This window comes from Sulfitobacter sp. LC.270.F.C4 (genome assembly GCF_032922545.1).
GTDB lineage: Bacteria > Pseudomonadota > Alphaproteobacteria > Rhodobacterales > Rhodobacteraceae > Sulfitobacter > Sulfitobacter profundi.
On sequence record NZ_CP136685.1, the window covers coordinates 47628 to 64949 of the forward strand.

Annotated in this window: 15 protein-coding genes and 5 pseudogenes; 6 read left to right on the plus strand and 14 right to left on the minus strand. The window is 59.1% G+C overall.

The annotated features are described in order from the left end of the window. Positions 1-27: 27 nt before the first annotated feature. Positions 28-156, minus strand: a pseudogene (locus tag R1T45_RS00265) (IS6 family transposase); the annotation flags it as partial. Positions 157-181: 25 nt separating this feature from the next. Continuing rightward, positions 182-1186: a bile acid:sodium symporter family protein gene (locus R1T45_RS00270; protein WP_093734039.1), complete on the minus strand. Its 1005-nt coding sequence runs from the start codon at positions 1184-1186 to the stop codon at positions 182-184. Between the two features lie 389 nt (positions 1187-1575). Between R1T45_RS00270 and R1T45_RS00280 the strand changes: the two are divergent. Continuing rightward, positions 1576-2199, plus strand: a pseudogene (locus R1T45_RS00280) (transposase); the annotation flags it as partial. Between the two features lie 124 nt (positions 2200-2323). Here R1T45_RS00280 and R1T45_RS00285 read toward each other — a convergent pair. After that, on the minus strand, positions 2324-2935 hold the full coding sequence (locus R1T45_RS00285; RefSeq protein WP_047998005.1) for a recombinase family protein: 612 nt from the start codon (positions 2933-2935) through the stop codon (positions 2324-2326). Positions 2936-3055: 120 nt separating this feature from the next. On the opposite strand from R1T45_RS00285, the gene R1T45_RS00290 reads away from it, so the two are divergent. Continuing rightward, positions 3056-5944: a Tn3 family transposase gene (locus R1T45_RS00290; protein ID WP_090270728.1), complete on the plus strand. Its 2889-nt coding sequence runs from the start codon at positions 3056-3058 to the stop codon at positions 5942-5944. A 47-nt stretch (positions 5945-5991) separates the two neighbouring features. Here R1T45_RS00290 and R1T45_RS00295 read toward each other — a convergent pair. Both R1T45_RS00295 and R1T45_RS00300 read right to left on the minus strand, forming a co-directional pair. Next, positions 5992-6627 (minus strand): annotated as a pseudogene (locus R1T45_RS00295) (MBL fold metallo-hydrolase); the annotation flags it as partial. A gap of 42 nt (positions 6628-6669) precedes the next feature. Further along, positions 6670-6978, minus strand: a complete 309-nt coding sequence (locus R1T45_RS00300) for an ArsR/SmtB family transcription factor (RefSeq protein WP_231582200.1) — start codon at positions 6976-6978, stop codon at positions 6670-6672. Between the two features lie 35 nt (positions 6979-7013). On the opposite strand from R1T45_RS00300, the gene R1T45_RS00305 reads away from it, so the two are divergent. Further along, positions 7014-7601 carry an RNA polymerase sigma factor gene (locus R1T45_RS00305; RefSeq protein WP_244148446.1) on the plus strand — a complete coding sequence of 196 codons (588 nt, stop codon included), beginning with the start codon at positions 7014-7016 and terminating at the stop codon, positions 7599-7601. Further along, the gene (locus R1T45_RS00310) at positions 7598-8338 is read left to right on the plus strand and encodes a hypothetical protein (RefSeq protein ID WP_047998001.1); all 741 of its coding nucleotides are present in this window, start codon (positions 7598-7600) and stop codon (positions 8336-8338) included. The genes R1T45_RS00305 and R1T45_RS00310 overlap by 4 nt, the downstream gene beginning before the upstream one ends. Position 8339: 1 nt before the next feature. Here R1T45_RS00310 and R1T45_RS00315 read toward each other — a convergent pair whose 3' ends face one another. From R1T45_RS00315 to R1T45_RS00335, 5 genes are all read right to left on the minus strand, one after another. After that, the gene (locus R1T45_RS00315; RefSeq protein ID WP_047998135.1) at positions 8340-9083 is read right to left on the minus strand and encodes a c-type cytochrome; all 744 of its coding nucleotides are present in this window, start codon (positions 9081-9083) and stop codon (positions 8340-8342) included. Between the two features lie 62 nt (positions 9084-9145). Continuing rightward, complete coding sequence (locus tag R1T45_RS00320) at positions 9146-10330, minus strand: sulfite oxidase (RefSeq protein WP_317388896.1); 1185 nt, start codon at positions 10328-10330, stop codon at positions 9146-9148. Between the two features lie 889 nt (positions 10331-11219). Then, positions 11220-12035 carry an extracellular solute-binding protein gene (locus R1T45_RS00325; protein WP_047997999.1) on the minus strand — a complete coding sequence of 272 codons (816 nt, stop codon included), beginning with the start codon at positions 12033-12035 and terminating at the stop codon, positions 11220-11222. Between the two features lie 114 nt (positions 12036-12149). Further along, on the minus strand, positions 12150-12914 hold the full coding sequence (locus R1T45_RS00330; RefSeq protein ID WP_047997998.1) for an anti-sigma factor family protein: 765 nt from the start codon (positions 12912-12914) through the stop codon (positions 12150-12152). Beyond that, positions 12911-13411 carry a sigma-70 family RNA polymerase sigma factor gene (locus tag R1T45_RS00335; RefSeq protein WP_317388897.1) on the minus strand — a complete coding sequence of 167 codons (501 nt, stop codon included), beginning with the start codon at positions 13409-13411 and terminating at the stop codon, positions 12911-12913. The genes R1T45_RS00330 and R1T45_RS00335 overlap by 4 nt, the downstream gene beginning before the upstream one ends. Before the next feature lie 188 nt (positions 13412-13599). Here R1T45_RS00335 and R1T45_RS00340 point away from each other — a divergent pair, with 188 nt between their 5' ends. After that, positions 13600-14019, plus strand: coding sequence for a hypothetical protein (locus R1T45_RS00340; RefSeq protein WP_053079185.1), 420 nt, complete (start codon positions 13600-13602; stop codon positions 14017-14019). 59 nt (positions 14020-14078) lie between these two features. Then, a complete protein-coding gene (locus R1T45_RS00345; protein ID WP_156178419.1) occupies positions 14079-14243 on the plus strand; it encodes a hypothetical protein in 165 nt (54 codons plus the stop codon). 271 nt (positions 14244-14514) lie between these two features. Here R1T45_RS00345 and R1T45_RS00350 read toward each other — a convergent pair. The 4 genes and pseudogenes from R1T45_RS00350 to R1T45_RS00365 form a co-directional block, all read right to left on the minus strand. After that, positions 14515-15488, minus strand: a pseudogene (locus tag R1T45_RS00350) (Tn3 family transposase); the annotation flags it as partial. Between the two features lie 8 nt (positions 15489-15496). Next, a protein-coding gene (locus tag R1T45_RS00355; protein WP_093734042.1) for an IS5 family transposase occupies positions 15497-16254 on the minus strand; the annotation gives its coding sequence in 2 pieces (ribosomal slippage) (positions 15497-15936 and positions 15936-16254; 759 coding nt in all). A gap of 74 nt (positions 16255-16328) precedes the next feature. After that, positions 16329-16505 (minus strand): annotated as a pseudogene (locus R1T45_RS00360) (Tn3 family transposase); the annotation flags it as partial. Between the two features lie 41 nt (positions 16506-16546). Next, positions 16547-17257, minus strand: a complete 711-nt coding sequence (locus R1T45_RS00365; RefSeq protein WP_183530917.1) for an IS6 family transposase — start codon at positions 17255-17257, stop codon at positions 16547-16549. Between the last annotated feature and the right edge of the window lie 65 nt (positions 17258-17322).

Below are 17322 nucleotides of genomic sequence, written 5' to 3' on the forward strand. Positions count from 1 at the left end.
CGCCGGATCGCGTTGTTCAGCGTGAACTACGGAGAAGGAAATACGTGTTGCGGACTGCATAGAGACGAAGCGCTGCAATCCAACCGGTGATCGGAAGCCCTGCATTACTCGCTCTCGTTTTCAGAAAGGCAAATGACTGTTCTTTGCTCGGTTATTGCCATCAACACAGCCGGTGCTGGATCTAATGACATTCTCTTCGAGGGACTGAGTCACTCGCAGCAATTTCCGCATCTTTGGATTTACGTTGCGCCACAAGTGCGCATGCGAAAAGCTGCGTCAGGTGGTAGAGCATCAGCGGCAGCACCGTCGTCCCTAGCGTCGCGGCGGGCACAAGCGCCGTCGCGATCGCCAACCCGCTGGCAAGGCCTTTTGTCGATCCGCAAAAGAACAACACGGCGCGATCCTCGTCCGGCAACTTCAGGGCGCGGCCCGTAAAGGTCATGATCCCCATCGCGAGCGCCAGGAACAGCACGACCACACCGTAAAGCAGAATCAGGCTGGGCCCCGAAATTGCATACCACAGCCCCGAAACAGTGCCCGCGCTGAACGCCGAATAGACGATCAGCAGGATCGAGCCACGGTCAACCATAAGCGTCGTCGCCCTGTGCCGCTTCACCAGATCGCCGACCAGCGGACGCGCAATCTGACCGACGACGAAGGGCAGCAGGATCTGCAGCGCGATCTTGACTACGGCCGCCCCGCTGATGGCGCCGCCCCCCTGATGCAAGAGCACGGCCACCAGAGCAGGTGTCAGCGCCACGCCGATCAGGTTGGAAAAGGACGCGGCACAGATCGCCGCCGGCACGTTGCCCCCCGCCATGCCGGTAAAGGCGATCGACGACTGGATGGTGGACGGCAGCACCGACAGGAAGATCAGGCCAAAGATCAGGTCGGGGCCCAGCACGCTGCCGAACACGAACGCAACGCCCAGTCCCAGCAGCGGAGATAGCAGGTAGGTCGCAGCGACGGTCAGCCCCTGCAGCCGCCAGTTCAGCATCCCGGACCGGATGGCCGCGGCGTCAAGCTTGGCACCGTAGAGAAAGAACAGCAGCGCCACCGCCCAGAAGGTGATCTGCTTCAGTGCGTCGGCGGCCACGCCGCGCACCGGCAGAATCAAGCCAATGATCACCGTGGCAATCAGCAACAGCATGTAGGTGTCGATGCCAAAGCGTCTGAGATACGTCATGTGTCCGTCCGGCATCAGGGATAATGCTGTTTCATGTACCGGCTTTGGCCGCCAGTCCGCATCGAAAAGATCAGTATCCCAGCGGGATATCATCTTTTCGGCTGTCCGATCCACCCTCCAGCAGCCCATCCGTCATCCGGATCGCCTGACTGCCTCCGATGGGAGAGGTCACAACCTTGATCTGATGACCCCGCGCGGCGAGTGCCGTTCGGACCTCCTCGGGCAATGCCGGCGCGATTACATCGCCGCGGCGCGTGCGGTGGGGTCATTAACGCCGCGCTTCCTACTGACCGAGATCATGCCCGATATCTTTAACAATCTGATAGTGGTGATCACGCTGAAAATAGCGCGTGCGATCCTTCTCGAAGGAGCGCTCAGCTTTCTTGGCCTTCATCGTGCTCGTCGGTCGCCTGCTGCATCAGAACCCAAAGAACCATGGCAAGATTTACGCCCTGCATGAACCCGAGGTCGACTGCATCTCCAAAGGCAAGGCCCGCAAGCGCTATGAGTTCGGGACCAAGGTCAGCCTGGCTACTACCATCGACGAGGGCTTCGTCGTCGGCATGCGCGCCCTGCCGGGCAATCCCTACGATGGGCATACTTTGCCCGAAGCCCTGGAGGAGGTCGCGATCCTGACCGGTCGGCCTCCGGATCTGGCCGTCGTGGACCGCGGCTATCGCGGCCACGGTGTATCGACGACAAAAGTGCTGATCAGCGGCACGCGCCTGGGCCTGACGCCAAAGCTGAAGACACTGCTGAGGCGGCGCAGCGCCATAGAACCAGAGATTAAACACATGAAAACTGACGGACGTCTGCCGCGATGCCCACTCAAGGGGACGTTCGGCGACGCGATTTTCGCCGTGCTATGTGGCTGCGGCCATAAAATCCGCAAGATCTTGGTCCACCTCAGGGCTTTGTTGCCCCTCATTCTGGCCGTATTGTGCGCCGCCGCAACTGGCAGGATCAGGCCTGCAAACTGCTATCTTGTCGCCGGATCGCGTTGTTCAGCGTGAACTTTTTACTTCTGCAGCTTTGTAAGGGCTGGGGTTTTTGTTGATGCCTCGTCTACCCGGCGTCGGCCTTCCCCCCGGACACTGACAAATAGGGGTAGATTCCGGCTGGGTGCAGAATAGTACGTTAGGCTCCGAGGACGCGCTTGCCGTAGTCTCGCAGATTGCCGTTCGGGTCGACGTAGCGATAGAGAGTAACGGGCCTCACGCCTAATTCTTTGCAAAGTTCTGAAACAGACGTGTCGCGGTTTGCCATTGCGGCCTGTGCCATGCGCACCTGTGATTTTGACAGCGCGAATTTTCGTCCGCCTTTCCTCCCCCGCGCCCGGGCTGCCTGAAGACCGGCCACTGTGCGTTCACGGATCAACTCGCTTTCAAATTCGGCGAGAGCGGCAAAGATGCCGAATGAAAGCCGTCCTGCCGCAGTTGTTGTGTCGATCTGCGCACCTTGCCCGGTGAGCACTTTAAGACCAACCCCGCGCTCAGACAGCATACTGACGGTCTTGACCAGATGATGCAGGCTACGCCCCAAACGATCGAGCTTCCACACAACCAGAACATCGCCGTCACGCAATGCCTTGAGGCAGGCCTCCAACCCTGGCCGGTCATCCTTTTTGCCAGATGCCAGATCCGAGTAAATCTGCTCCTCTCCAACGCTCGCCGCGATCAAGGCATCCCGTTGCAGGTCAAGAGACTGCCTGCCATCGGCTTTAGAGACGCGCGCATAGCCAATCAGCATGTGTCACAAACGTTGGTTTGTGATGCTTGGGTTCGGCGGTCGCTTTCGGGCAACGGATTTATTCCTTATCTCATATCATAAATAAATATACTCAATACCTCCCATGAAAGCAAAAGAAGCATGGCGCATCGCACCATTCTGACCGAGCGCCAGCGCGCGACACTATTTGATCTGCCAACCAGTGAAGCGGCACTACTTCACCATTACACGTTGGCCGATGATGACATCGAACATGTTCGTCTGCGAAGACGATCACAAAACCGGCTTGGGTTTGCCCTTCAGCTTTGCGCGTTTCGACACCCCGGCCGCCTCCTGACGGCTGGAGAGGTCATCCCAGAAAAAGCGATCAGGTTCATCGCGGCTCAGCTGGGAATGCAAGCGGTTGAGTTGGAGGGCTACGCCGTCCGCGAAGAGACTCGGCGGGATCATCTGATCGAGCTTAGAGCGATCTATGGCTACAAGATGTTTACCGGACGTGGTGCCCGCGACCTGAAGGTTTGGCTTGAAACTGAGGCTGAGGTTGCGCGCTCTAATGAGGAGCTGGCGCGTCGGTTCGTGACAGAATGCCGCCGGAGCCAGACCATTCTGCCCGGGGTGTCGGTGATCGAACGGCTCTGCGCTGATGCGCTTGTCGCCGCCGAACGTCGGATGGAAACGCGCATCGCCGACCGTCTCGACGCGCCCATGAGAGGCAGGCTGGATGCCCTGCTTTCGGAAGACGTCGATGACCGGGTCAGCCGTTTTGTCTGGTTGCGCCAATTTGAGGTTGGCAAGAACTCGGCAGACGCGAACCGCCTGCTGGACCGGTTGGAGTTTCTGCAAGGTCTCGGGCTTGCGACCGCTGCCCTTGATGGCGTTCCACCCCACCGGATCACCCGACTTCGTCGCCAAGGCGAACGATATTTCTCGGATGATTTGCGCGACATTTCCAGCGATCGGCGGTGGGCGATCATGACCGTCTGTGCTGTGGAATGGCAGGCTGCGATAGCTGATGCAGTGATTGAGACCCATGATCGGATCGTGGGTAAAACCTGGCGCGATGCCAAGAGGTTATGTGATGTGCAGATTACCGGCGCCAAAGCAGCATTGCAGGACACACTTCGTTCTTTCTCAGGCTTGGGGGCCGCTCTCCTGGAAGCGCATGGCGATGGCGCACCCCTTGAGAGCGCGGTTACGACCGCCTGCGGTTGGCGTGATCTGGAAGGACTTGTCGCCACGGCGATGCAGTTGACCAGTACAATGGCTGCCAATCCCTTGGCCCATGTCGCCCAAGGCTATCATCGGTTCCGGCGCTACGCGCCGCGCATGTTGAGGGCGCTCGATATTCAGGCAGCATCGGTCGCCGAACCTTTGGTCGAAGCTACTCGGCTTGTCGCAAAGGGCGGACAAGAGACCGTTCGGCCAACAACCTTTCTGCGCCGCAGTTCCAAATGGCACCAGCACCTTCATGCGCAGCCCCCCGATGACCATCGGCTTTGGGAAGTCGCCGTGTTGTTCCATCTGCGCGATGCCTTTCGCTCCGGCGATATCTGGTTGGTGCAGTCCCGGCGCTATGCCGACCTGAAGCAGGCGCTGGTGCCAATAGCAGAGGCGCGGGCCACACCCAGATTGGCAGTGCCCTTCGACCCGGCGGATTGGCTGGGAGATCGCAAAACCCGTATGATTGAGGGACTGAAACGCTTGGCACGCGCTGCCCGTGCCGGGGCAATTCCGGGTGGCTCTATTGAGGACGGAATGCTGAAGATCGACAGGCTCACCGCCGCAGTGCCCGCCGAGGCCCATGAACTTGTTCTGGATTTATACAAAAGGTTGCCCGATGTGCGGATCACCGATCTGCTTCTGGAGGTGGACAATGCCACAGGCTTCACGGAAGCCTTCACCCATATACGCACCGGAGCACCTTGCACTGACAGGATCGGACTGCTGACCGTGCTGCTGGCGGAAGGCCTGAACCTCGGCCTCAGCAAGATGGCCGAAGCCACCAGCACCCATGATTATTCCCAGCTCTCGCGCATCTCACGGTGGCATGTTGAAGGCGACGCGCTGAACCGCGCCTTGGCCATGGTGATCGCGGCGCAATCCACCCTGCCCATGGCCCGTTTCTGGGGTGGCGGCACCACCGCCTCCAGCGACGGGCAGTTCTTTCCAACCACACGTCAAGGTGAGGCAATGAACCTGATCAACGCCAAATATGGCAATGAACCGGGGCTGAAAGCCTATACCCATGTTTCCGATCAGTTCGGCCCCTTTGCCACTCAAACCATCCCGGCGACCGTGAGCGAGGCCCCTTACATCCTCGATGGCCTGCTGATGAATGAGACCGGCAGAAATATCCGCGAACAATATGCTGACACCGGCGGCTTCACCGATCATGTCTTCGCCGTCACAGCCCTTCTGGGCTTCCAGTTCATTCCGCGCATCCGTGATCTGCCCTCCAAGCGGCTCTATGTCTTCGATCCAAGTGCTGTCCCGAAGGAACTGAAAGGCCTGATTGGTGGCAAGGTCAGGCAAAGCATCATCACCACCAACTGGCCCGACATCCTGCGCAGTGCCGCTACCATGGTCGCGGGCGTCATGCCGCCCAGTCAACTGCTGCGAAAGTTTTCAGCCTATCCCCGCCAGCATGAGCTGGCCGAAGCCCTCAAAGAAATCGGACGCGTTGAACGGACGCTGTTCATCATCGACTGGCTACTTGACGCCGACATGCAGCGCCGCGCTCAGATCGGGCTAAACAAAGGCGAAGCACACCACGCCCTGAAAAACGCCCTCCGCATCGGTCGCCAAGGTGAAATCCGCGACCGCACCGCCGAAGGTCAGCACTTCCGCATGGCAGGCCTCAACCTCCTCGCCGCCATCGTCATCCACTGGAACAGCAAACACCTTGGTCAAGCTGTCGCCGCACGAAAACGCGACGGGTTGGATTGCTCACCAATGCTACTGGCACATACCTCACCCCTCGGATGGGCACATATCCTCCTCACAGGCGAATACAGGTGGCCAAAACAGTAAACCAAGGGGCTTAACGTACGATCCTGCACTCTCCGGTATCAGACCCCGAAAAGCCGGGTGGTATCGGGCAGGGCAAGGATGGATTGGATCGACGCCCAAAGCTCCTCCGTCGTGCCGCCCGGGAAATCGGCGCGCGCCGTGCCACTGTCGGGATACATCAGCGTGTCATGCACAAAGGCCGCATCGCCCGCGACATAGGTGACCGAGCCGAGGGTATGGCCGGGGGAGAGCATCACTTGGAAATACAGATCGCCGATGGCAAAGGTTTCGCCCTCGGCAAACATCCGGTCAAAACACCGCGCCGGATCAAATGCGTCCGGCAGGTTGTAAAGATCGCGCCAGATGGCCGCGATTTCAGTGACCTTCTGACCGATCGCCGTCGGCGCGCCGGTCTCCTCCTTCAACCACGCGGCGGCGGTCATGTGGTCGGCATGGGGGTGGGTGTCGAGGATCATCGCCACCTCCAGCCCCTCACGATTGACCAGATCCAGTACAGCCTTTGCGCTGTCTGTCGAAGTGGATGCGGCCTTCGGATCAAAGTCCAGAACCACGTCGATCAGCGCGGCCTGCCCGGTCGCGGGGCAGGCAGCGACATACTGGATGGATCCCGTTTCCTCTTCATAAAGCCCCCAGACATCCGGAGAGGTAGGGCCGTTGGACGGGCTGTGGCGTGTGATCGTCATAATGCCTCGTTTTGGTTGGGGTGTCAGATGGGGGCGCGTCTGTCAGTCATCGGGTTCCGGGGCGTCCGCGTCGTCGGTGCAGAAAATTTGGTAAAGGGTGGTCAGCAGACGCTTTGCGTTTTCGCCCGCAAGCGCATAGTGGATCGTCTGCCCATCCCGCCGCCCTTGCACCAACCCGTCGCGGCGCAAAAGCCCGAGATGCTGGGAAATCACGCTTTCGCGCACCCCAAGGGCCTTTGCGAGTGCGCCGACCGACCTTTCGCCTTCGACAAGCGTACACAAGATCATCAGGCGATTCCGGCTGGCCATCGCCTTGAGCAGCGCCTCAGCCTTGTCCGCGTTTTCTTGCATCTGCTTTACCTTCATACATTCGCATATGCGACGGTATGAATTTATTTCAAGCTCTGACCGGACTTTTCCAGCGCTCCTTGTTTGCTTTGACCCCACCTGCAAACGCGGTACGGTTCGTCATGGCGCAGCTGACCTCCATTGAAATCCTATTGCCTGAACTTCGGGCCTATGCGATAGCCATTTGCCATTCCCGCGACGAGGCTGAAGATCTTGTTCAGGATGCTGTGGAACGGGGGCTGCGATCAGGTGGGAGGCCAGACCCGATCGGGGAACTACGGCCCTGGATGTTCCGTGTCATTCGCAACCTGCATTACGATGAGCTGAGAAAAAGGCGCGTGCGTCGGGAATATTTCGCGGCCGAAAAACGTCTATCCAATGAAGCGGGTGCGTCGGACACCGCGCGGGATGTGTTGATCCGGCTGGCCTTTAAGAAACTGCCGCCCGAGACCCGCGAGGTTCTGTGCCTCGTTGATATCATGGGGTTGAAGTACGCCGAGGCGGCGAAAGTGATGGATGTGCCGAACGGAACGGTGATGAGCCGGATCAGCCGTGCCCGCAAGGCGTTGCTGGAAATCGTCGATGGGGCCGAAACGGCAAAGCAGGAAGTGACGCGGAAGACATGAATGAACTGAACGACAAGGACTGGGAACAGGTCAACGCTTACCACGATGGTGAGTTGTGCGCGGCCGACATGCGCGCATTCGAGGGGCGGCCTGCATCCGAGCCCGCGCTTGCCGCAGCGCTTGAGGACGTGCGGAACGTGTCCGTCAGCTTGGCGGCCTTGCGACCGGACCTCGTGCATTCGGAATCTATGCCGGAAACTAGTGCCGCAAATAGTAGCTGGCACCCCCGGCGCTGGCTGGCGGGCGGTGCTGTCGCTGCGGGAATTGCCTTGGCTGTGGTATTCGGACCCGCTTTTGTTGCCACCCCGACAGCTTTTGACATTCACGCTGAACTGGCCGCTGAGATGTATGACGTCGAAACCGCCGATCTGCGGCCCGCCGCGACAGGCGGTGCGGTGGGCGTACCCGACCTGTCCGTCGCAAACCTGACGGCTGTTGCCTTCCGCACATCGGACAACGGCGAAGTCATGCATTACGCGGGTCAGAATGGATGCAGGTTGACCTATTTTCGCGGCGCGTTCGTTTCCCCAGAGGGCAACGACACACCCGGTCAGCAGATCGCAACCTGGCTGTCCGGGGATCACCTTCGTCATATAGTTGTCGCGACAGGGATGGACCGCACGCGGTTCGATGCCATCGCCAGTTATCTGATGCTTGAAACCCGCGAACGTGTTTCCGAAAGCGTGATGGCGTCGCTTTCGGAGGCAACCCGGACGGCACGGTCCTGCGTCGGCTAGGTCAGTTGGTTTTTGCGGTGTCCGTCAAGCTGTCAAGATAGGCAATGACATCGGCCTGATCCTGCGCCTTGCGCAGGCCACTGAACCCCATCTTGGTGCCACGCACTTCTTTCCGGGGATTTGCAAGAAACGCGGCAAGCCGATCAGGTGTCCAATCGCCCCCGTATTCAACCAGCGCGTCGGAATAGCGAAAGCCGTCGACCGTTGCCACGGGTGCCCCGACGATACCATAAAGGTTGGGACCGACACGATTGGACCCACCTTCGTCTACCGTATGGCAAGCCTTGCATTTCCTGAACGTCTTTTCGCCGGCAGCCGGGTCGCCCTGCGCAAGGATCTCAGCGCCGGGAGTTTCAACCTCCTCCGCATCTGCGGAATCTGTCGCTTCAGTAGCGGCATCTGTGCCGGTTGCAGTCTCCGACCCTCCCGTGACCTGGGCCACGTATTTCGAAACCGTTTCGATTTCTTCCTTGGTCAGCGTTTCCGAAAAGGCTGGCATGACTCCGATTCCACTGGTCACGGCTGCGCGCACCTGATCGACTGTCGGTTTGAATTCATCAAGGTTGGGGCCGATCTCGGCCTCCGAACCCACATCTTTCAGCGCGTGGCAAAGGGCGCAGGCGGGTTGCGCGGTTTCAGTGAATATCTTACGGCCCGCATCCAGATCAGCCTCGGCGCTCGCAGCACCGGCCATCAAGGCAAGAAAAACTGCGCCGCCGAGTCGTGGCGTCGTTCGGGTGGTCATGTTCATGTCTCCGGTTTTTTTGTTGTCAAACCGGTGGCAGAGGATGCCGCCGGTCAGTCAGCTCAGCTGACGGTCACGTCGACGGCATGGGCGCGCCAGCCGTTATTGCCATAACCCCGTTCGTTGGGCGGAAAAATCTCGGGTTGGGTATCGCCTGCTTCGTTGGTGGCACGGCTCGCCAGCATATGTGTGCCTTCGGACAGCTCCGTGATCAGCACGAATGGCCGCCATGCATAGGGGCCAAGGTCCGGGCCAAGGAACTGCGCTTCTGCCCAGTTTTGCCCCCCGTCGGTGGACACCTCGATCTTGTCCAGACCGCTGACACCGCCCATGGCGACGCCGTGGACCTGCACCTTGCCGGTCGCCGCATCCATCAGAGGGCCGGTGATCCAGGATTTGACGGCCATCTCGTACATCGACGGCTGAGAGGGATCGCCCTTTACCCCCACGGAGCGCACGCGATAGCCGGTTTGCTGGATTTTATTGGGCAATTCCTCGGCCGTCATTGCCAGACGTTTGAGATACTTGACGTTGTTCACGCCATAATACCCCGGAATCACCAGCCGCAGGGGGCCTCCATGGGCGAGTGGCAAAGGCTCACCGTTCATCTCCCACGCCAGGATAGCCTGATCCATCGCGACCTTTGGAACCGACCGTTCGACCTGGATCGTCTCGGGTGGAAGACCTTCGGGGATCTCTTCGCCACCTGTACCGGTCAGGAACACGGCGCCCGCATTCGCGCCGCCCATCGCGTCAATCACGGCGCGCACCGGCACGCCGGTCCACACCACGTTGCCCGCAGCACCAACCGACCACTGCGAGCCGCTGGTTTCATGATCGAAAAAAGCGCGCCCGTTGCCCGAGCATTGCAGCACACAAACCACGGTTTCGACCGCGAGCGTCTTCATCTCGCCCACAGTCATCTTACCCGGGTTCGCGACCCCGTCGATCTCGACCTCCCAGGCATCGCGATCTGCGACGATCTCGTCGGGTGGGGCGGGCAGGTTATTGCGTATGTAAAGCTCGGTACTGGGCGTGATCAGCTCCGAACCTTGCGCGGCGCGCTTCGTCTCAAGCGTCTGCTTGGAATGGACGATCATGTCCTCGGCGTCTTTCCATGCGACGTAATCTGGCAACGGCTCCCCGTCTGATTGCGCCATCCCCGGTGCCCCGACTGCAGCAGCCACCATCGTGCCCGCTGATCCTATCAGGAAATGCCGACGCTTTACTTTTTCTATGATTTTCATGTCTTTCCTCCCGTGGTTCGAAGCATTTGCACTCCACGGTATGCAGCAGCTCCATGCGTAACTAACGTGTTGAGGGTGCATTTTATTCCCGCGGAACGAAAAAATATTCGCGAAGCTCCAAATAAGTGGATGCACGTGGCCGGGTCGGCTGGCCAAAGGACGGTGCCCGCTTGTGCGGTCGCTCTGCTTGCCGGATAACCCATTTTGGTAATTGGGGTCGTGCAGTTCCGATGCTCAGTCAGTTGGATATGGGGGGCGCACGGCTCCCGGAGGCTGCGCCAACAGATCAGAGCTATAACCGGCAGGGTTGTCGGATGGAAAAGCGTAGGAGCCGTCGCGCAATACAAGAATAACCACCGCCGAAAGTCCCTGGGAAGACCCGTATGTTGTATTCAACCGAGGGGCAGGGTCAGAACGTTGCGACGGATCAAGATCGATGGATGCGGTCAGGTGCCGTGTCAGCGCAGTCGGCGCCACGTAATTGAGAAACCGCACGGCAACGCGGTTTGTCCGGAAATAGATGCCCGCCATCGCGCGACTTCCAGATAGCTGAACCACGGCAGCAGCGACTTCGACGCTGGTACCGTCCTATTTCTATATCTGAGAAACACGCCGCTGCGACAGCTCAGACGGTCGCCGCTCCGATGGCGAAAAGCTCACGAAAATAAAACTTCCGGGTCAGGAACAGGGCGCAGACCGTGAACCGGTGTTCGGCCTTGCGGGGAGGACTGAAGTCCGTTCGGCGTCACCGGGCAATCAGGGCTGTGTCATCAAGCAACTCATGTTCCGAAAGTCCTTTAGGCCCCGGCTAAGCAGCGGGGCCTAAAGACAAAACGTCCAATCATGTTGGTTTATTCCGCATGTTGCGAAAGTTGTCGGATCAACCGCACTATCGCTGCCAGCCTTCGGTTGCCATGAGTTCCTGCGCTTCATCCGTGATGAGGAAGTCAAGGAAGGCTTGCGCCTCCGGATCGGCATCGGGCGAAAGCACGACATTCACGTCGCGGTAGATCACACGATCCGCAGACAGTTCGACCATGTCGAGGTCGTCCTTTGTGATCGGCCAATTGGGCCAGGTGATCCAAGCGTCGGCATCACCGTTTGAGATGACCCCATAGGAGGCACCCGATCCAAGCGCATAGGCCACGATATTGCGTCGCAGGTCGGAGATGTCATCGAGGCTCCCCAAACGGCCCGCTACGTCTTCCCATGTGCCAGTGCCGGAGGTGTTGTAGACCCCTGCGCCCTCGGTCACGACAACCCGCACCCCGTCGGCCAGAAGGTCATCGAAGTCATCAATGTTCAGCGGGTTGCCGGCCTTCACTGCGATCACGGTCGGCCGCAGGTAGATCGGCTCGACTTTCGCGGGATCGAAGGCCGTGTAGGTCAGCAGGAAGGCTGTCATCGACTGCTCGGATGTGCCCCAAAGAATGTCGGCGTCGGCCTGGGCGTCTGCGGTCCATTTCGATTCCGGGCCCGCGATCACTTCGACGGAGGTTCCCGTCTGCTCTTCAAAGACGGCTGCGACCTTGCGGAATGCCGTGTGCGGACCACCCGCGCCGTAAAGCTTTACGACGCCGTCTTGCGGCGCGTGTTCGATAGATGGATCGTTGAACGCGGTATCACCGCGGCGGTCGGCTGCGGTGTCGGCGAATGCCGGGGCGGCGGCAAGGATTGTGGTGGTGAAAAGCGTTGTCAGTCGCATGGTATCTCCTGTCAGGGTCGTGGATCGGCCTCCACCGATTGCGGGCGGCCTTCACAAGACTGACGCGCCGACATCCAGAACCCTTCCCGAATTTATGATCACGCTTCCGTGAGATCAGGTTGGCGCGCCTGGATCCTCGAACTGAGCCTGCAGCAAATGAGCGATTTCCAGAAGGCGCGCGCGCGGCAAAGCACCGGTCAGGGCGTAGGCGAACTCGGTGTCGCTCCAGTAGAACGCCTGCTCGGTGGCCGTTTCGGCAAATCGGAAACTTGGATCGCCTTCGCTGCCGCGTCGCAGATAGAGCGTCAGGCGCTGACCGTTGCCGTCTTCGTACATCAATTGTGCCGCTGGTTCGGTGGGCGAGGGAAGGAGCCGCCCACCGACCAGCGACAGACCCACGACACGCAGGTCGGGGATAGCAAACGGACGATCCAGCCGATTGGTCAGCCAAGTGGCCAGATGGCCCTTGTTCTCCGCCCCGACCTCGACCGGGTGCGCGACCTCGACAACGAAAGTGCGATGTGCGGCGAAGGCTTCGGCCACAAGGCCCGACATCGGCTGCGGGGCTGTGTCGGGGCGCAGGACCCAACCTGCCGTACCGCCTATCATCAGCGCCATCGCAACTGACGCAACCCATGCCAACGGCATGTGCCTGCGCCGTTCGGCAACCGGCAGCGTCGCCATCGGATGATCGGCAACCAGCCCCGCAAAGGCATGGCGCAGATCGCGGGCGATGGCCATGTCGGCTTCCACCCGACGGGCGGCTTCTGGTGTGTCATTCAGATAGGCTTCGACTTGTTTTCTCCGATCAGGCGGCAAGGCGTCGTCCACGTAGGCGACAAGATCCTCTTCACGAATATCCTTCGGCGCGCTTGTCATGTCACGCTCCTCAGTCTTGGGGCCGTCTCAGCCGTTGCCCCGCGCAAAGCGGCGCGGGCCCGGCTTACGCGGCTCAGGATCGTGCCTTCTGGGACGCCAAGCGTCTGAGCGGCCTCTCGGTAGGTGAAGCCTTCAACGCTGACCAGTATCAAAGCCACACGCTGATCGTCGGGCAGAGACATGACGCGCGCCAACAACCGGTTCAACTCGACATGGTTTTCCTGGGTCGGCGGTATCGCGGGCGGTGATGTCATGGTCTCAAGCAATTCCGTCTGACGTCGTTTCGCCTGCCGCCACCCATCAACATGCAGATTGCGCATCATCGTGAACAGCCAGGCCCGCAGGGGGACACCTGCGCGCCGCAGCGTCCACTTGCGCAAGGCTCGTTCCATGCAATCCTGCACCAGGTCATCGGCGGTGTGCACGTCGCGCGTCAGCGTGATCGCGTACCGCTTCATGGCGTCGGCCTCTTGGGCAAGGGCGTGATGGGTCGGCACGCTGCCTCCGTTTGCATGCATTCACATAAGTAACGCGCGCGGTCGCCGGATTATTCCCGGAAATCTTTTGAAAATTGTCGATCACGGGTTCGTGAACAAAAACTTGGGAAGGGTTCCAGGCTGTCGGTCGTGAACCTTGCAAGCTCCGCCCAAAGCGGCGCTCCAACCGAATTCAAAGGAGAGTTCTCATGAACGCTACGAAGAAAGTTATCGCCACAATCGCGGTCCTGACCGCCACTGCGTCCGTCGCCCTCGCTGACGGCCACGTGTCCAACGCGCTCGAAACCGCAGAGCAGGAACTGAGCCACGCCGTCGTGGTCAAGTCCGTGACCGCCGCCGCGGATGGTTGGGTCGTGATCCACGCAATCAAGGACGGCAAGCCGGTCGTTCCGGCCTCGATCGGGCATACCTATGTCAAGGCTGGCATGACCGAAAATGTCTACGTTCCGCTGACCGGTGACTATGACGGAGACAAAGTCATCGCGATGTTGCACGTCGATGATGGCGAACTCGGCGTCTACGAATTCGGACCCGGAAGCGTTGCGAACGACAAGCCGGTGGTTGTCGATGGCGGCCCGCTGGTCAGCCCGATTTCGATCGACGACTGATCCCTTTGGCCGGGCGCTCTTCGCATCGCCCGGCCAGATCGTTTTTTTGGAGGTGCAATATGTCGAACCAGGAACCGGACTTCGAGAAATCGAAAAAATGGCATTGGATCCCGTTGGCGGGCATAGCGGCGGCCGTCGCCTTCGCGCTGTTTGCCGCGCTCTATGAGGATGCTTCGGACGAGCCACTGAATGACGCGGCGAATGATGTCGAACATCTGAACTAATTACACCTCCTCCAATCTAGGCAAACTCAATTCTGTGAGTAAGCAGAGCTTTTCGACAGTCAAATAGATGAGGACGAAACCATACACTTCGCATCAGCCCAGGCAAAATCCAATGACTGCTTCCAGGATATGCGCAGATGTCGAACGGCATGTTTGCCGCAGTTGCATAGCGATGCTGCGTCAGCAATAGCCGCAACTGCATAAGTTTGGTTTGTCCGCACTGTGTGAGTCCATGCGCCTCGTAGCCAAGGTCCGCTGTCCTGCGTATCATTTTTTTTGGCCATTTGTATTCTCCTGTCAGCAGAATGTGCGCCCACCCGAGTGGCGATGTATGCGCAAGGAGGTCAGGCTGAATAGGCAGGCCCGCGTCTTGGCGCTGCACCACCGCCTCACCGAGCCGGGCGGTGTTCCAGTATATGACGATGGCCGCCAGCAGATTGAGCGCCGCCATACGATAGTGCTGTCCTTCGGTCGTGCGGTCTTGTATTTCGCCCTGCCTGCCGATGCGCAGAGCATTCTTCAGCGCGTGATGCGCCTCACCTTTGTTCAATTCGATCTGCACTCGCCGCTGCATATCCGCGTTGAGTACCCAATCCAGCATGAACAATGTGCGTTCGACACGGCCGACTTCCCTCAAAGCAACGCGAGATCGTTCTGGCGTGGATACGAAGCCAGCTTGCGGAGGATTTGGCTTGGCGCGACCGTCCCCGCCGTCATTGTGGCTGCAATCCTGAGAATGTCAGGCCAGTTTGACGCGATCAGGCCTTCGCGGATTTTGCCGCCAATCATTCCTTTAAGGTTCTGTGGCGTTCCTCCGGCATCGGACACATAAAGCCGCTTTGATGGCAGATCCCAGATGCGCGGAATGAACCGATGGCCCAGGATCGACGTGACCGCAAAGAGGTGATCAGTGAAGCCGCCTGTGTCCGCATATTGTTCCTTGATCCGTTTGCCGACATCATTGTTCAGCAACCCATCAAGGATGTAAGCTGCCTCGCTGACCGTGGCCGGAATGGTCTGAGATGCAAACGGCGCAAACTGGTCCGAAACATGCGTGTAGGCTTTCAGCACCGGCTCATTTCCGTATTTGGCATTGATCAGATTCATCGCCTCGCCTTGTCGGGTGGTTGGAAAGAACTGATCGTCGCTGGATGCGGTTATCCCCATGCCCCAGAACTACGCCATAGGTAGTTTGGCCTGAGCGTCCACGATATTCGCAAGCGCCCGTCCGTAGGCTCCAGACTCATTGATGATCAAAGCCAGAACAAGACGGTCGCGGCGAGTGCGATGGCTGAGAGGAAGACCTTCGGGCATCTGTCGTAGCGAGTGGCAACCCGGCGCCAATCCTTCAGGCGACCAAACATAATTTCGATCCTGTTACGACGTTTGTATCGACGCTTGTCGTATTTGACGGGCTTTGCTCGCGACTTCCGGCCAGGGATGCACGGCTTTATGCCCTTGTTTTGCAAGCCTTCACGGAACCAGTCGGCATCATAACCTCTGTCGGCCAGAAGCCATTGCGCAGGAGGAAGACTGTTCAGCAATGCCGCTGCACCAGTATAATCGCTGGCCTCGCCTGCGCTCATGAAGAAGCTGATCGGGCGGCCGTTTTCATCTGTGACGGCATGCAACTTGGTGTTCATGCCGCCCTTTGTTCGGCCAATCAGGCGACCGCGCCCCCCTTTTTCAACCCAAGGCTCGAAGCCGTGCGGTGTGCTTTGAGATAGGTCGCGTCGATCATTACCATCTTCGGAACTGTCGCCTCAGAGGCCAACCCCTCCATCATCCTCGCGAAGACGCCCATGTCGCCCCACCGCTTCCATCGGTTGTAGAGGGTCTTTGCCGGGCCGTATTCCTTCGGCGCGTCGGACCACCGCAAGCCATTGCGATTCATGAATATTATTCCACTCAGAACGCGCCTGTCATCCACGCGTGGCTTGCCATGGCTCTTTGGAAAGAACGGCCGAAGCCGCGCCATTTGTTCGTCCGTCAGCCAGTAAAGATTGCTCATAATGCCCCCAGATTTTGGGAGTTTGAATCATGCAAGCTTGGCAGCCTCAAGCGGATTAATGGGTCTGGAGCCTAGGCTTCACTTTCAATGTGCCACCGCGAAATACGCATCAATTCCCAAAACCCATGCGAATTACTCGCCTTAGCCATCTTGCTCAATCCAAGATTCAAGCCTTCCGAAAGCAGCACATTCAGCAAGCCAATCCGATCCTTCGGCGGTGCCCCTGTCCGTAGATGTGTGAACGGCTTTGTCAGGTTGTTTTGTCAGGACGAGACCAGGAACCGCGCCCCGTTCAAGCAGCCATTTCAGCCGCATAGTTGTTCCACAGGCTGAACGCGTCAGCCCGAGATTGGCGGTAGGGTGCTGCGGAAAGGCGGTGGCGTTTTGGTCGGAAGATGGTCGCGGTCTGATCATGGACGGATAGAAGACGCTGCGCCTGGCGTGGGGATTTGAAACGACCCATGATTTTTTCTCTTCGTCGTGTGTGTCGATGCGACGCCTCTGATCGGTTGTTCAAACCCTTGTGGGATCGATGATCTACGCTTGGGCAAAGGTCACGGACGGCCACGCCATAGCTGCGCAGTTTGTCCGTCACGAGGACGCGTGGCACACCCCATCGCTTCATTAACTTCATCAGGAAACGCTTGGCGGCATGGGCATTTCTGCGGCTTTGCATCAGGATCTCCAGTACGTCTCCGTTAGCGTCGACCGCTCGCCAAAGCCAATGTTTTCGCCCTCGAATTGAAATCACGACTTCGTCCAGGTGCCATTTGTCGGCGGGAACCGGGCGATCGCGACGGATCTTGGCCGCTAGCTGCGTTCCGAACCGCTGGCACCACACCCGGATGCTTTCATACGAGACTATTACGCCCCGTTCCGCCAATAGATCCTCGACATCGCGCAGGCTCAGGCCAAACCGATGGTACGCCCAGATGGCATAAGAGATGATGGACCGAGGGAACCGGAAGCCCTTCAGACGCGGCTGTGAAACTTGGCTGATCATGCCCGATGGCTATGCGTGCAGCCGGGCCGCGTCAACAACATGACAAAGCCGTTCCATGTGCGGTT